This is a genomic window from Paraburkholderia sp. HC6.4b, from assembly GCF_014200875.1.
In the GTDB taxonomy this organism is placed as follows: domain Bacteria; phylum Pseudomonadota; class Gammaproteobacteria; order Burkholderiales; family Burkholderiaceae; genus Paraburkholderia; species Paraburkholderia tuberum.
In genome coordinates this window covers 101,361-115,557 of record NZ_JACHDC010000019.1, presented here as the reverse complement: position 1 = coordinate 115,557, position 14,197 = coordinate 101,361, and the positions used below count along the sequence as shown (strand labels likewise).

Sequence of the window (14,197 nt, the reverse complement as noted above, 5' to 3'; positions counted from 1 at the left end):
CCTGTCACGCCATCGTCGTAGCCAGCTCACCGAGCGTCTTCAACGCCGCTTCGGCCTGCGCGGTCCACGGATAGCTGTAGTTGAGCCGGATGAAGTGCCGAAAATCGTTGCGCGTCGAAAACATCATCCCCGGCCCTACCGTGATCCCGCGTTCGAGCGCCGCCTGATAAAGCCGCATCGAATCGATCGCAACGGGCAACTCGACCCACAGTACGTAGCCGCCCCGCGGCGTCGACACGCGCGTGCCGACCGGGAAAAAGCGCAGCACCAGCGCGCTCATGATGCTCGCCTGCTGCCGGTACACGCGGCGCAGGTGCCGCAGATGGCGGTCGTAGCCGTCCTGACGCAAATAATCGGCGACCGCGATCTGGGGCACCGACGGCGTCGTCAGCGTATTCAGGAACTTGAGCTTCTCGACCTGCGCGCGATAGCGCCCCGGCAGCGCCCAGCCGATCCGGTACGACGCCGTCAGGCTTTTCGAAAACGACGCACAGTGCAGCACGAGCCCCTGGGTGTCGAAGGTCTTCAGCGTCGACGGCCGCGTGTCACCGAAATACAGCTCCTGGTAGACATCGTTCTCGATCGCCGGAATCTCGTGCGCGGCCAGCAGTTCGACCAGTTGCCGCTTGCGCTCGTCGGACATGCAGAAACCGAGCGGATTCTGGAAATTCGGCATCACCATGCACGCGGCGATCTTCTGCCGCGCGATCGCCTTCGCGAGCGCGTCGATGTCGATGCCGTCGACCGGATGCGTCGCCACCTCGATCGCGCGCATGCCGAGGCGCTCGATGGCGTGCAGCATCGCGTAGTAGGTCGGCGACTCGACCGCGACGGTATCGCCCGGCTTGGCGACCGCCTGCAGGCTCAGGTTGATCGCCTCGGTCGCGCCGAGCGTGATCACGATTTCGCCCGGATCGACCGGCAGACCGTTTTCCGCATAGCGCCGCGCGATCTGCCGGATCAGCTCGGGGTTGCCCGGCGGCAGATCGTCGATCAGATTCCAGCTCGCGTGCCGCCGCGCGATCGCGTTGGCGTACTGGTTGATACGCCGCCACGGGAACAGCGACGGATCGGGATACGGCGAGCCGAACGGCACGGCGTCGTGCGCGCGGATGCTGCGTAGCGTCGACAGCACGAGCCGGCTCACGTCGACCGTCGCGGGCACCGGCGGCGGCGCGGACTTGCGGCCCGCGCGGGCCGCGGCGGGCGCCGGCGCGAGCGCCCGCGCGGCCGCGTCGCGCACGAAATAGCCCGACTGCGGCCGGCTCTCGACGATGCCGCGGCTCTCCAGCAGCGCATACGCGTGCAGCACCGTCTTGATGCTGACGCCGTGCTGCTGGCTCGCCTGACGCACCGACGCAACCCGCTCGCCGGCCGCGAACACGCCGCGGCGCACGGCTTCGGTGATTTCGTCGGCGAGTTTTTCGTAGAGCTTCATGCGATTCGGCTGGATTCGGGCGGCTTCAGGCATCGTTGCGCAACTGTACTCCTATTCTTTTCGATTTTCTGTATCCGACGTAGTTTGTGGAACACAGTACGATCTCCGGCATTGGTCTGCAAACCCTGTCGAATCTTTCCACCGCCACGTCATGAAGAAGAACGAAACACAAGCCGAAGCCCGCATCGAGCCGTACAAGCACCCCGCCGCTGGCTGGGGCGCGCTGAAGTACGTCGCCATCAACTTGCTCAAGGAGAAGGTCGCGGGCGGCAACTACCGCACGCTGCTCAAGCAGAACCAGCCTGACGGCTTCGACTGCCCCGGCTGCGCGTGGCCGGATCGCGAGCACGCGTCGACATTCGAGTTCTGCGAAAACGGCGTGAAGGCCGTGGCCGCCGAGGCCACCGGCAAGCGCGTGACGCCCGCGTTCTTCGAGCGGCACAGCGTCACGGAGCTGATGATGCAATCCGACTTCGAACTCGAGCAGCACGGCCGCCTGACCGATCCGCTCGTCTACGACGCCGCGCGCGACCGCTATGTGCCGATCGGCTGGGACGACGCATTCGCGCTGATCGCGAGCCATCTGAAGCGTCTCGACGATCCTGACCGCGCCGCGTTCTATACCTCGGGCCGCGCGAGCAACGAAGCCGCGTTCCTGTACCAGCTGTTCGTGCGCATGTACGGCACCAACAATTTTCCCGATTGCTCGAACATGTGCCACGAGGCGACGAGCCGTGGCCTGCCGCACACGGTCGGCATCGGCAAGGGCACGGTCACGCTCGATGACTTCGAACACGCGGATACGCTGCTGATCTTCGGCCAGAATCCGGCCACCAACCATCCGCGCATGCTCGGCGAGCTGCGCGAATGCGCGAAGCGCGGCGCCACGATCGTGTCGATCAATCCGCTGAAGGAGCGCGGCCTCGAACGCTTCGCGAGCCCGCAGCATCCGGTCGAAATGCTGACGATGGGCAGCACGAAAATCAGCTCGGTATTCACCCGTCCGAAGGTCGGCGGCGATTTCGCGCTGATCAAGGGCGTCGCCAAACGCGTGCTCGAACTGGATGACGAAGCGCTCGTGTCGGGCCTCGAGCGCGTGCTCGACTTCGGCTTCATCGCCCAGCACACAGTCGGCTTCGCGGCCTTCGCCGACGATCTGCGCGCCGAGCGCTGGGACACTATCGTCGCCGAGGCAGGCGTGCCGCTCGATGAGGTGCTGAAGCTCGCCGATATCTACGTGAAGGGCCGCGCGGTGATTTCGACCTGGGGCATGGGTCTCACGCAGCACAAGAACTCGGTCGCGACGGTACAGCTGCTGTCGAATCTGATGATGATGCGCGGCAATATCGGCCGGCGCGGCGCGGGGCTGTGCCCGGTGCGCGGCCACTCGAACGTGCAGGGCGACCGCACGGTCGGTATCGAAGAAAAGCCTACTGAAGCGTTTCTCGACAAGCTCGGCGCAGCCTACGACTTCGCGCCGCCGCGCGAGCACGGACTCGACGTCGTCAACACGATTCAGGCGATGCTCGACGGCAAGGTGAAGGTCTTCATCGGGCTGGGCGGCAATTTCTCGATCGCGACGCCGGACACGCCGCGCACGTGGGACGCGATGCGCGCATGCGATCTGACCGTGCACGTGACGACGAAGCTCAATCGCAGCCACCTCGTGCATGGCCGCGACGCGCTGATCCTGCCGACGCTCGGACGCACCGAGATCGATGTTCAGAACGGCGTGGCGCAAGGCGTCAGCGTCGAGGATTCGATGAGCATGGTGCACATCTCGTATGGGATGAACAAGCCGGCGTCGGACAATCTGCTTTCCGAAGTGGCGATCGTCGCGCGCATGGCGCATGCAACTTTGGGCAGCGGCAAGGTGGACTGGCTCGCCCATGCGGCCGACTACGCGCTGATTCGCGAGGGCATCGCGAAGGTGATCGACGGTTTCGACGACTACAACGAGCGTCTGAAGAAGCCGGGCGGCTTCCATCTCGGCGTCGCATCGCGCGATCGCATCTGGAAAACGCCGAGCGGCAAGGCACAGTTCATCGTCCACGCGATCGCGCTCGACACGCCGATTCATCAGGCGAAGAAGCAACATGGCGAACGCCTGATGACGCTAATGACCACCCGCTCACATGATCAGTACAACACGACGATTTACGGTCTCGACGATCGCTATCGCGGCGTGTACGGACAGCGGCGCGTGCTGTTCGCCAACAAGGACGATCTCGCGATGCTCGGGTTCGCGGCTGGTCAGCGCGTCGATATCACGAGCGTGTGGGCCGATGGCATCGAGCGACGCGTGGACGGTTTTCTGCTCGTCGAGTACGACATTCCGCGCGGCTGCCTCGGCGCTTATTATCCGGAGACGAATCCGCTGGTGCCGCTCTCCTCGGTCGCAGATGGCGCGGGTACGCCGACGTCGAAGTCGATTCCGGTGTTGTTGACGGCGTCGATGGTGGAGGATGCCGCGGAAATGGCGGCTTGAAGTCAGCTCCGTTTGTCACGTCTGCCGCGCCCGCCGCGCGGCGTACCTCACACGGTCTTCTTCGCCAGATCGCGATGTGTCAGATACAGACGTAGATCGAATTCGATCTGTTGGTAACCCGGCTGCATGAACTCGCACAGACGATAGAACGCTTTGTTGTGGTCGCTTTCTTTCAGATGAGCGAGTTCGTGCACGACGATCATCTTCAGAAACTCCGGCGCCGCGGCCTTGAATAACGACGCGATGCGGATTTCCTTCTTCGCTTTCAGCTTGCTGCCCTGCACCCGCGAAACGCTCGTGTGCAGGCCGAGCGCGTGACGCATCACGTCGAGTTTGCTGTCGTAAGTGACCTTGTCGATCTGCTCGGCGTTGCGCAGGTGTTCGCGTTTGAGTTCCGCACAGTACTCGTAGAGCGCGCGGTCGGTTTGCACCTCGTGCGTGCTCGGGTACTTCTGCGCGACGTAGGAGCCGAGCTGATCGGCGGCGATCAGCTTTCTCACCTTGTCTTGCAACGGTGCGGGGTAGCCGGTGAGGTATTTGAGGGGGGACATGAAGGCGGAGTGAGGTTGGCGGGGGTGATGTTACGCATGGTCCGGCCTGGCGATAAGTTTGATTCTTTCCGGACGACTTAAGGCGCGTAGGCGTGCATGTTGTCGATGATTTCACCGCCTGATTCAACGCCTCCATCGTCGTGCAAGATGGCGTTGTCGTCACCGCGCAATTGATTCGCTCGCTTCATCGCATCAATCACCCTGCATGCTTGACGTCGAGCGACTACAAGAATGCACTATTCGCCAGACGGCTTCGCTGGTGTCCAGACCATCGGGGCTTCGGTCGTGATCTGCAAGCGAGACCTCAAGTCAGGATTCGAAGCGGCAAGGCTCAGGACCGCCAAGCCCCCCAGCTTCCGCGCGTCCTCGTCTGTAAATGGAGCGTCGGAGTGTTCAGCGGCATCCGGCGGCACGCTGATTGCCATGACGCGATCAATCGCGGTTTGAACGAACTGTCGCGGCACAACGCAGAATTTCACCTGTCCCGTGTGTTCGTCGAAAAAACTGATAAACGCGGTTTGTCGTTGACTCATCAATAACCTCTACAGGTCTGGTAATTCGCGAATGCCCGTTGCGCGCACAGCGCATAAGTGCGCGGGTCTTGGAATATTGCGCCAGCAGCAGAACAGGCTGTCATTTCCGCATGATATATCGCGTCGCACTCAGTTTCCTCGGCCGCGCTGACTCCGCGCGCCGCGATCTGCTGCACATCGCCGCTCGGCGCGTCCGGTGCGTACTCCAACGGCTTTGCATTGCCGAGATTCTGCGGCACGCGCGGACTGTTGCCATGGAGCGAGCTTGCGATGTCCGCCTCGGCCGGTTGTTGTGTGCGGGCAGGCGCTGGACCCGAACCTTTTTCCCGCTGCTTGCGTATCGCCTCCACACACTTGCGCATGTCGTCCCGCTCGGGCACAAACAGCAGGTTGCCGTTCTTTACTTCGTCGTACAGGGCTTTGGCGACCTGATGGTTGGTCATCCTGTACATATGAAAGCGGTTGTCACTCCCCCCGACAACGGCGACAGCGACCGCTGGCTCCTTGTTATCGCGCCGCCGCTCACAACTCACTAAACCCGATGGTCACCATCACCATTGTTTTGACAATCGTTAAACAAAATATCGACCCTGTCCTATTGAATGCCCCCTCCTGTTTGCGCTAGCTTGGCGCAGGGTGATCCACAGCGCTCACCCGTCGAAGGTGAGGCCATTTTATGATTCGCTCACGAAGCGGAGAGCCGAGAGAGTCGGCATGCCCTCACCCAGAACTGCGCGCCGAAATATGGCATCGGCCTTGCGCGGCGTCAGTACAACACCAACGCGAATAACGAAGATGCAAAAGTGCGATAACCCAAGGTGTCCGGTCTGTTACCCGAACTGGAAAGAGGAAGAGGCCGCCGCAAAAAAGCGAGCGGAAGAGGACAAGTAGGACTGTATCGACTGCTGGCGCTTCTATCAGAAGAAGGCCGAGGCCATCGTATCCGTTGACGATCCGATTGCGCGTAACCGCAGCATCAATGCGGCGTATGCACAACTCTGGTGGGATGACCGACGTTTCCAGTGGGCCGGACTCGCGGCGTTCGCGTCGAAGCAGGTAGGATGCGGGCTGCTCAATGCCGCCGAGATGATCGGCAAATCGGCTTCGGACAGCGTTGCCAATTTGCGCAAGGTAGCGAGTGTTGGCCCGGCTGCATGGATGACGGCCTACGGGGCACAGTCGGCGGTGAGTGCTGCGACCGCCGAAAGCGGTGCCAAGGTCTATCAGATGCTGGCAAAGGGCAACACGTCGCTGTTTCTCGACGTTTGGCCGCTGCATATGTTCTACAAGAAGTTTGGGCTTGCGCGATTAAAGCGATGCTTACCCGAACGCAAACTCTTGCGCAGTTCCGTCCTGTGGCCGATTGAGAACAGTGTTCCGTTCGCGGAGGAAAGGCCTCAGATTTTGAGCGCCTTCTCCGCAATTGATAGTGGCCGCATTGCAGATGGTGTCAAAGACTTGGCAATACACGAGCAAATCAACATCTTGCAACCGGCCATGTACAACGATCCAACATTCGCGTTGCTGATGCGCGCCAACCAGTTCGCATGGGCATTGCATATTCCGACTGGATCGGCGCGGGAAATCCAGCTTGCCTTTGCGAATCAGTGTACGGTGACGGGGGCCAACGCCAAGAACGAAAGATTTAGCAAGGAGCCTCTGGCAAATCTTGCCGATCCACAGCAGCGCATGACATTTGTTTTGCGAGCCGCACAGCGTTTCGACCAACTGCTACACGATCCGCTTAAGAAATATGACGTAGAAAATTCCCTTTATCTCATCGCGCATGCAAGGTAAACATGCTGAGTCGAAAAATCAGGTGGTTTAGATATCTCGTTTGCACCGTAGTTGGCTGCGCTGCCTTATGGGGACTGCTCGCAATGGCAAAGCCTGTTGATGAGGTCGTGCTGACGCTAGGGGAACCCTATGAACAGGTGCGTAAGCAATCGCACTCGACGTTACCGCCGATTGAACCCAATACAAGCTGGGCTGGGGTGCTGATACGCCCTGCAAAACTCCGATTTGTTGATCCACACTATGATTTCGTAACGCCGGCCGCGAAGTTTTTCATGGTTCAGTACGACCAGAAAGGCAAGGTCGAATCGCTTGTACTCTCGCCGCAAGTCGAAACATTACCGCTTGATGAATCAATGGCGATCCTTACGGACCTACAGAACCAATTCAGGCGGGGCGGGTGGAAACCTTTTCACTCTTCGGCCAATCGCCCCATCGAAGACACTCAGGCGACACGCAATACAATTCGGGCGTGCGACGCACCCACGACACGATGGCAGGCCGGCAACAAATATCAGGTTTCCCTCAATATCCGATGCTTTCGGACAGACGGCCGACCAAACGACGAGCGCTACCTGATTACCCTCGACCTTAATTTTCCGGTGTTTGAGGATAACCGCGACGACTATTAACCGGTAGTTCGCGAAGCCGATGAGTACAAGTGGTCCCGCTTCGGCGGGACTTTCTGTTTAACGTCACGTAGGTCTCAGTGAGCAAAGACATGCGCCGCCCACGCTTCCATCATCGGGAGGTGCTGTTCCAAAAGATTGTCCCGCTGAGGTAGTCAGGCGACCGTCCCGCCTTTGATCGGAATGACTTCGGCCCCGGCCTTGATCCGGTCACGGTAATCGGCCCACTCCTGCATCATCTCGCGGCGCTCGCGAATGAATTTTGTGCGGTTGTACGCCGAACCAAGGTTATCCGGTACGGCGTGCGCGTCGCGCGCGCCTGGGAACACGTAGCGGCCGCTACCCGTCAGCGCCCGCAGTTCGCGCAGGATCGCGACGGCCTGTGCCGCCAGTGGCACAAGATGATCCGTGTTGGTTTTCGTGACGCGGTAGCGCCATTCCCCCTTGTCCAGATCGATCTGCGCCCATTCAGCCTGTCTCAGTTCGCCGGGACGCACAAACAGCATGGGCGCGAGCCTGAGCGCGCACAAAACCGGGAACGTGCCGGAAAAGGCATCGAAGGCCCGCAACATCTCCGAGACCTTGGCGGGCTCGGTGATCGAGGCGAAATGCGTTGTCTGTGCAGGCGGTATTGCGCCAACCAGATCGCGTGCCGGATCGGTTTTGCAATAGCCCTCCTTGATCGCGAAACGGAACACGGGGCTTGTTTCGCTGCGCAGACGGTGAGCCGTAAAGCGGGCGCCCCGGCTATCCACGCGTTTAAGGACTGCCAGAATCTCGGGTGCGTCAATTTCCGCGATGGGTCGCTTGCCAAGCTAGGAAAACGCGTCATTCCTGAAACGCGCAAGCGTTTTTTCACACTGCCCGCTTTCAACGGACTGACCGCGCTCTTCCATCCAGGCGAGCGCAACGGCTTCGAATGAATTGGCAGCAGCAAGGCGGGCGGCGCGTTTCCCGGCCTTTTTGGCTTCCCCCGGATCGATGTTTGCTGCCAGTTTTTCGCGGGCGTCGTCCCGACGCTTGCGGGCATCGGCAAGCGGCACGTCTGGATAGACGCCAAGTGCGGGGCTCTTTTCCTTTCCGGCAAAACGGTACTTGAAAATCCATCGCTTGCTGCCCGTTGGCGTGACAAGCAGCAGCAGGCCGCCACCGTCGTACAGCTTCTGCTGTTTTTCACCCGGCTTCGTGTTACGGATCGTGGCATCGGTCAGCGCCATGTCTGCGTCTCCGGTTGTCGCGCCGCTGCGGGGGTCGTTTTCCATCCGACGGGCGCTTGAAATCCGACGGGCGCTTGAATCGTGGCAACCCCCGAAACGACCCCCTGGGTTGTAATCGCTGGTGAACCCTTGGAGACTACAGCAAACAAAAGCCCCGCTCAGCGCTAGCTGTCGGGGCTTCGTGGTGAACCGTTGAAATCCGTTGGCGAGTATTTGGTGCCGGGGACCGGACTTGAACCGGCAAGCCCGAAGGCGGCGGATTTTAAGTCCGCTATGTTTACCAATTTCATCACCCCGGCAGAGGTGGCAATCGCGCGTGGTCGCGAATTCTACCATCGCCTCGCGGCAGCCCCAAAAAAGCGCCCGACACCCGCATTCATCCACAAGTCACAAACGTTGCCGATAATCCGCTCACGAAAACGATTACAGCGGGCCGAAAACCGATGACGCCGACGATCAAGGATGTCGCCGCCCACGCGGGCTTTTCCATCGCCACGGTATCGCGCGCGATCAACGCGCCGCACACCGTGAACCCCGTCACGCTCGACAAGGTACGTCAGTCGATCGACGCGCTGAACTTCCGCCCGAGCCCGCTCGGCCGGCAATTGCGCGGCGAGCGCACGCGCCTCGTCGGCGTCGTTCTGCCGACGCTCGCGAACCCGGTGTTCGCCGAATGCCTGCAAGGCATCGACGATCTCGCGTCAGCGCAAGGCTATCGGCTGATGCTGATGACCACGCAGTACGACGTGGACCGTGAACGTCACGCAATCGAAACGCTGCGCGAGCATCGCGTCGAAGGACTGATCCTGACCGTCGCCGATGCCGACACCCATCCGCTGCTCGACGAACTCGACCGCGACGGCCTGCTATACGTGCTGATGCACAACGACACGGTGCGCCGACCGTCGGTGTCGGTCGACAATCGCCTCGCCGCCTACGACGGCGTGCGCCGGCTCATCGCGCACGGCCATCGCCGCATTCTGATGCTGGCCGGCTCGTTCGCGGCCTCGGATCGCGCGCGTCAGCGGCATCTCGGCTACACGCAGGCGATGCAGCAGGCCGGCCTCACGGCCGCGCCCGCGCTCGAAGTCGATTTCAACGCCGACGAACTCGCGCCGTCCGTGCTCGCGCACCTGACGCACGGCGCAAACCGTCCGACCGCCCTCTTCTGCAGCAACGATCTGCTCGCGATGGTCGTGATGCGCGGCCTGCGCCGCGCGTGTCTGAGGATTCCGCAGGACATGTCGATTCTCGGCTTCGACGGCCTCGCAATGGGCGAACTGCTGTCGCCGGCGCTCGCGAGCATCTGCGCGCCGAATCGCGAAATCGGCTGTGCGGCGTGGCAGCGCTTGCTCGCACGCATCGGCGGCGCGCGCGACGAGCGCGCGTTCTGCGCAACCTCGCGCGCGTTGACGCTGCCGCACAGCCTGCGCGAAGGCGCGACGATCGCGGCACTCGGCTCGCACGCGAATCTCGACGGAGCGTCGCCGACCCACGTCCCGAGCGCTGCGGCCGCCACCGAAAAACCGCTCGCATAAGAAGCCCAATGAAGGCACGCGCATACGCGCGCCCTAGCTGTCATTCCCAACCCGCGCAACCCATCCGACACAGGGAGACCCGCAGTGCCCCGCTCAACCTCACGCTTCGCATCCTCGCTCATACCGCTGTGGCAGAAACTCTCGCGCGCCGCCGCGACCGCACTGCCGGCGAGCCTGCTCGTCGCTGGCGCGGCGCTCGTCGCGCTCGCGCCGCAAGCCGCGCGCGCCGACGAAACCGCGATCTGCTACAACTGCCCGCCCGAATGGGCCGACTGGGCGAGCCAGATCAAGGCGATCCAGCAAAAGACCGGCATTCGCGTGCCGTTCGACAACAAGAACTCAGGACAATCGATCGCGCAACTGATGGCCGAGCAGAAAAGCCCGGTCGCCGACGTCGTGTATCTCGGCGTATCGTCGGCGCTCCAGGCCAAGGACAAGGGCGTGATCCAGCCGTACAAGCCCGCGCACTGGGACGACATTCCCGCCGGCCTGAAAGACCCGCAAGGCTACTGGTTCACGATCCACTCGGGCACGCTCGGCTTCTTCGTCAACAAGGACGCGCTCGAAGGCAAGCCGGTGCCGCGCTCGTGGGCCGATCTGCTGAAGCCCGAATACAAAGGCATGATCGGTTATCTCGATCCGTCGAGCGCGTTCGTCGGCTATGCGGGCGCGGTCGCGGTGAACCAGGCGCTCGGCGGCACGCTCGACAACTTCGAGCCGGGTCTCGACTGGTTCAGAAAGCTCAAGGCGAACGCGCCGATCGTGCCGAAGCAAACCGCGTACGCGCGCGTGCTGTCCGGCGAAATTCCGATCCTGCTCGACTACGACTTCGACGCGTACCGCGCGAAGTACAAGGATCACGCGAACGTCGAGTTCGTGATTCCGCAGGAAGGCACGATCTCGGTGCCGTACGTGATGAGCCTCGTGAAAGGCGCGCCGCACGAAGCGAACGGCAAGAAGGTGCTCGATTTCGTACTGTCCGACGAAGGCCAGAAGCTGTGGGCGCAGGCGTATCTGCGGCCGGTGCGCGCGAGCGCGATGAGCGCCGAGACGGCTGCGCAGTTCCTGCCCGCGAGCGAATACGCGCGCGCGAAGCCGGTCGACTTCGCGAAGATGGCCGACAAGCAGTCGAGCTTCGGCGAGCGCTATCTACAGGTGATGCATTGAACGAAGTCACGTTCCCGCTGCGCTGGCGCATCGCCTTGCTCGCGCCCGCGCTCGCGGTCTTCATCGCGTTCTGGCTACTGCCGATGGTCGCGCTCGCGCAGCTCTCCGGCGGCGGCCATGCGTTCGCGACGTATCGCGCAATGCTGACGAATGCGCGTTACATGTCGAGCCTTGGCGCGACCGTCGTGCTGGCGGCGGGGGTCACGGCGGCCACGCTGGTGCTGTCGGTGATCGCGGGGCTGCTGCTCGCGCGTCGAGAGTTCGCCGGCAAGCGCCCGCTGCTCGCGCTGCTGACGTTTCCGCTCGCGTTTCCGGGCGTCGTCGTGGGCTTCATGGTCATCATGCTGGCGGGACGTCAGGGGCTGATCGGCGCGCTGTCGCTGAAACTCGCGGGCGATCGCTGGGTGTTCGCGTATTCGATGAGCGGCCTGTTTCTCGGCTATCTGTACTTCTCGATTCCGCGCGTGATCGTCACCGTGATGGCTTCGGCGACCAAGCTCGATGCATCGCTCGAAGAGGCCGCGCGCTCGCTCGGCGCATCGCCGTGGCGCATCATGCGCGACATCGTGTTGCCGGCGCTGTCGCCCGGACTGATCGCGGCGGGCGCCGTGTGCTTCGCGACCGCGATGGGCGCGTTCGGCACGGCGTTCACGCTCGCCACCGACATCGACGTGCTGCCGATGACCATCTATACCGAGTTCACGCTGAACGCGAACATGGTGACGGCCGCGGGCCTGTCGATCGTGCTGGGCATCGTCACGTGGGCAGTGCTGGCGATCGCGCGCAGCGCGAGCGGTTCGGGCGTGGCGGCGAGCGCGTGAACGGCGCGTCGCCAAAGCCGCGCGTTCGCGAACGCAACGACTACCTACCTATGAACTCAATCACCGCCCCTTCGCCGTCTTCGCAACCGGCAGCGGGACCGCGCGCGCGACGCGCGTGGCCTTCCACGCGAACATGGCTCGCCGCGGGTCAATGGTTCGTCACACTGCTGCTGTGCGCGTTCCTGATCGTGCCGGTCGTCATGTCGATCGTCGCCGGGCTGACGGTCAACTACTTCAAGGGCGTGTCGAGCGGACTCACGCTGCGCTGGCTCGTCGAAGTGTGGACCCAGTATCACGACTCGGTGTGGCTGTCGCTCGAAGTGGCCGCGGCGACGCTCGTCGTCACGCTGCTGACCGGCGTGCCCGCGGGCTATGTGCTCGCGCGCAGCAAGACGCGCTTCGCACGCATCGTCGAAGAGTTTCTGGTGCTGCCGATCGCGCTGCCCGGCCTCGCATCGGCACTCGCGCTGCTGGTGATCTACGGCGGCTTCACGGCGTTTCGGATGAGCGCGGCGTTCATCGTCGTCGGGCATGTGGTGTTCACGCTGCCGTTCATGGTGCGCGCAGTCGCGGCGGTCTGCGCGAGCAGCGATCTGCGCACGCTCGAAGAAGGCGCGGCGAGCCTCGGCGCGAGCTTCTTCACGCGCTTCGTCACGATCGTGCTGCCGAACGCGCGGCCAGGCATCGTCGCGGGCGCGCTCGCGGTGCTCACGCTGTCGATCGGCGAATTCAACCTCACGTGGATGCTGCACACGCCCGACACGAAGACGCTGCCGGTCGGCCTCGCCGACACCTACGCGTCGATGCGCATCGAGATCGGCAGCGCGTACACGATCCTGTTCTTCATCATGACGATGCCGCTGCTCGTCGCGATGCAATGGCTCGGCGTCGATGCGACCGGCCAGCGCAGCGCGTCGAAAAAGCGCGGCGCCGCCTCTTCCGCGAAGCCCATCGACACGCCATGAAACTGACCTCGGTTCCCATCACGCTCACGCAGTGCGCCAAAACGTTTCGCGGCACGCGCGTGCTCGAACCGCTCGACCTGACGATCGGCGCGGGCGAAACCCTCGTGCTGCTCGGACCGTCGGGCTGCGGCAAGACGACGACGCTGCGCCTGATCGCGGGCCTCGAAACACCTGACGCGGGCGGCCGCATCGCATTCGGCGACGACGACGTGACCACGCTGCCGATCGAAAAACGCGCGGTCGGCATGGTGTTCCAGAGCTACGCGCTGTTTCCGAACCTGACCGTGCGCGGCAACATCGGCTACGGTCTGAAGATCAAGCGCGTGCCGGCCGCAGTCGCGCGACAACGCGTCGACGAACTGCTCGGCATGATGCGGCTCAACGCGCACGCCGACAAACCGATCGATCAACTGTCGGGCGGCCAGCGTCAACGTGTGGCGCTCGCGCGCGCACTCGCGGTGCAGCCGCGCGTGCTGCTGCTCGACGAACCGCTGACCGCGCTCGACGCGCGTCTGCGCGACGCATTGCGCAGCGAGATGAACGCGCTGTTGCGCGAACTCGGCATCACGACCGTCTACGTGACGCACGATCAGGCCGAAGCGATGGAGCTCGGCGATCGCATCGTCGTGATGAGCGCGGGACGCATCGAGCAGATCGGTTCGCCGCGCGACATCTACTATCGTCCGGCCAATCGCACGGTCGCGCAGTTCGTCGGCACGATCAACCGTGTCGCGGGCGAGCCGCGCGACGGCATGCTCGCGACGAGCGGCGGCGCCGTGCCGTTGCCCGCGCATGCGTCGAACGCACGCGGCGCGCACGAAATCTTCTTTCGCCCCGAGGATGCCCGGCTCACCGACCCCGCGCTCGCGCAGCTGCGCGGCCAGATCGAAAGCACCGCGTTCCTCGGCGAACGCACGCGTCTGACGATTGGCGGTGCCGCGCCCGAGCCGCTCTTCGTCGACGTCGCGGGCCGCATCGAGCTTGCGCGCGGCACGCCGGTCGGCATCTCGATCGAGCCGGACGCACTGATTGCGCTATCGTAGGTAAAAACAGCGC

11 protein-coding genes, 1 tRNA gene and 2 pseudogenes are annotated in these 14,197 nt (G+C 63.0%); 8 read left to right on the top strand and 6 right to left on the bottom strand.

The window, feature by feature from the left end; all coding sequences use genetic code 11:
• Positions 1-4 precede the first annotated feature (4 nt).
• On the bottom strand, positions 5-1,438 hold the full coding sequence (locus HDG34_RS27040) for a PLP-dependent aminotransferase family protein (RefSeq protein WP_184063832.1): 1,434 nt from the start codon (positions 1,436-1,438) through the stop codon (positions 5-7).
• 151 nt (positions 1,439-1,589) lie between these two features.
• Between HDG34_RS27040 and HDG34_RS27035 the strand changes: the two genes are divergently transcribed.
• Positions 1,590-3,926, top strand: a complete 2,337-nt coding sequence (locus tag HDG34_RS27035) for an FdhF/YdeP family oxidoreductase (protein WP_184063829.1) — start codon at positions 1,590-1,592, stop codon at positions 3,924-3,926.
• Positions 3,927-3,973: 47 nt separating this feature from the next.
• Here HDG34_RS27035 and HDG34_RS27030 read toward each other — a convergent pair whose 3' ends face one another.
• The 3 genes from HDG34_RS27030 to HDG34_RS27020 all read right to left on the bottom strand — a co-directional run bounded on the left by HDG34_RS27030 (position 3,974) and on the right by HDG34_RS27020 (position 5,453).
• Positions 3,974-4,477: a M48 family metallopeptidase gene (locus HDG34_RS27030; RefSeq protein ID WP_184063827.1), complete on the bottom strand. Its 504-nt coding sequence runs from the start codon at positions 4,475-4,477 to the stop codon at positions 3,974-3,976.
• Between the two features lie 236 nt (positions 4,478-4,713).
• Positions 4,714-5,010: a hypothetical protein gene (locus HDG34_RS27025; protein ID WP_184063824.1), complete on the bottom strand. Its 297-nt coding sequence runs from the start codon at positions 5,008-5,010 to the stop codon at positions 4,714-4,716.
• Positions 5,010-5,453, bottom strand: coding sequence for a hypothetical protein (locus HDG34_RS27020; protein WP_184063821.1), 444 nt, complete (start codon positions 5,451-5,453; stop codon positions 5,010-5,012). The genes HDG34_RS27025 and HDG34_RS27020 overlap by 1 nt, the downstream gene beginning before the upstream one ends.
• 352 nt (positions 5,454-5,805) lie before the next feature.
• Between HDG34_RS27020 and HDG34_RS27015 the strand changes: the two are divergent.
• Both HDG34_RS27015 and HDG34_RS27010 read left to right on the top strand, forming a co-directional pair.
• Positions 5,806-6,807 (top strand): annotated as a pseudogene (locus HDG34_RS27015) (DUF2515 family protein).
• A gap of 83 nt (positions 6,808-6,890) precedes the next feature.
• A complete protein-coding gene (locus HDG34_RS27010; RefSeq protein ID WP_260321354.1) occupies positions 6,891-7,436 on the top strand; it encodes a flagellar biosynthesis sigma factor in 546 nt (181 codons plus the stop codon).
• Positions 7,437-7,588: 152 nt separating this feature from the next.
• Here HDG34_RS27010 and HDG34_RS27005 read toward each other — a convergent pair.
• Both HDG34_RS27005 and HDG34_RS27000 read right to left on the bottom strand, forming a co-directional pair.
• A pseudogene (locus HDG34_RS27005) lies at positions 7,589-8,650 on the bottom strand (tyrosine-type recombinase/integrase).
• Positions 8,651-8,864: 214 nt separating this feature from the next.
• Positions 8,865-8,949: transfer RNA gene (locus HDG34_RS27000), tRNA-Leu, on the bottom strand.
• Between the two features lie 144 nt (positions 8,950-9,093).
• On the opposite strand from HDG34_RS27000, the gene HDG34_RS26995 reads away from it, so the two are divergent.
• The 5 genes from HDG34_RS26995 (at position 9,094) to HDG34_RS26975 (ending at position 14,184) form a co-directional block, all read left to right on the top strand.
• Positions 9,094-10,188 carry a LacI family DNA-binding transcriptional regulator gene (locus tag HDG34_RS26995; protein ID WP_184063815.1) on the top strand — a complete coding sequence of 365 codons (1,095 nt, stop codon included), beginning with the start codon at positions 9,094-9,096 and terminating at the stop codon, positions 10,186-10,188.
• 84 nt (positions 10,189-10,272) lie between these two features.
• On the top strand, positions 10,273-11,355 hold the full coding sequence (locus tag HDG34_RS26990) for an ABC transporter substrate-binding protein (protein ID WP_184063812.1): 1,083 nt from the start codon (positions 10,273-10,275) through the stop codon (positions 11,353-11,355).
• Positions 11,352-12,176: an ABC transporter permease gene (locus HDG34_RS26985; RefSeq protein ID WP_184063809.1), complete on the top strand. Its 825-nt coding sequence runs from the start codon at positions 11,352-11,354 to the stop codon at positions 12,174-12,176. Before HDG34_RS26990 ends, HDG34_RS26985 begins: the two co-directional genes overlap by 4 nt.
• A 50-nt stretch (positions 12,177-12,226) precedes the next feature.
• Complete coding sequence (locus HDG34_RS26980) at positions 12,227-13,141, top strand: ABC transporter permease (protein WP_184063806.1); 915 nt, start codon at positions 12,227-12,229, stop codon at positions 13,139-13,141.
• A complete protein-coding gene (locus HDG34_RS26975; RefSeq protein ID WP_184048017.1) occupies positions 13,138-14,184 on the top strand; it encodes an ABC transporter ATP-binding protein in 1,047 nt (348 codons plus the stop codon). The genes HDG34_RS26980 and HDG34_RS26975 overlap by 4 nt, the downstream gene beginning before the upstream one ends.
• Positions 14,185-14,197: the final 13 nt, after the last annotated feature.

What these genes read in the sequence shown, in the direction of transcription:
- HDG34_RS27040 (WP_184063832.1), bottom strand. Translation starts at nt 1,438, where the DNA reads ATGAAGCTCTACGAAAAACTCGCCGACGAAATCACCGAAGCCGTGCGC.
- HDG34_RS27035 (WP_184063829.1), top strand. Translation starts at nt 1,590, where the DNA reads ATGAAGAAGAACGAAACACAAGCCGAAGCCCGCATCGAGCCGTACAAG.
- HDG34_RS27030 (WP_184063827.1), bottom strand. Translation starts at nt 4,477, where the DNA reads ATGTCCCCCCTCAAATACCTCACCGGCTACCCCGCACCGTTGCAAGAC.
- HDG34_RS27025 (WP_184063824.1), bottom strand. Translation starts at nt 5,010, where the DNA reads ATGAGTCAACGACAAACCGCGTTTATCAGTTTTTTCGACGAACACACG.
- HDG34_RS27020 (WP_184063821.1), bottom strand. Translation starts at nt 5,453, where the DNA reads ATGACCAACCATCAGGTCGCCAAAGCCCTGTACGACGAAGTAAAGAAC.
- HDG34_RS27010 (WP_260321354.1), top strand. Translation starts at nt 6,891, where the DNA reads ATGGCAAAGCCTGTTGATGAGGTCGTGCTGACGCTAGGGGAACCCTAT.
- HDG34_RS26995 (WP_184063815.1), top strand. Translation starts at nt 9,094, where the DNA reads ATGACGCCGACGATCAAGGATGTCGCCGCCCACGCGGGCTTTTCCATC.
- HDG34_RS26980 (WP_184063806.1), top strand. Translation starts at nt 12,227, where the DNA reads ATGAACTCAATCACCGCCCCTTCGCCGTCTTCGCAACCGGCAGCGGGA.
- HDG34_RS26975 (WP_184048017.1), top strand. Translation starts at nt 13,138, where the DNA reads ATGAAACTGACCTCGGTTCCCATCACGCTCACGCAGTGCGCCAAAACG.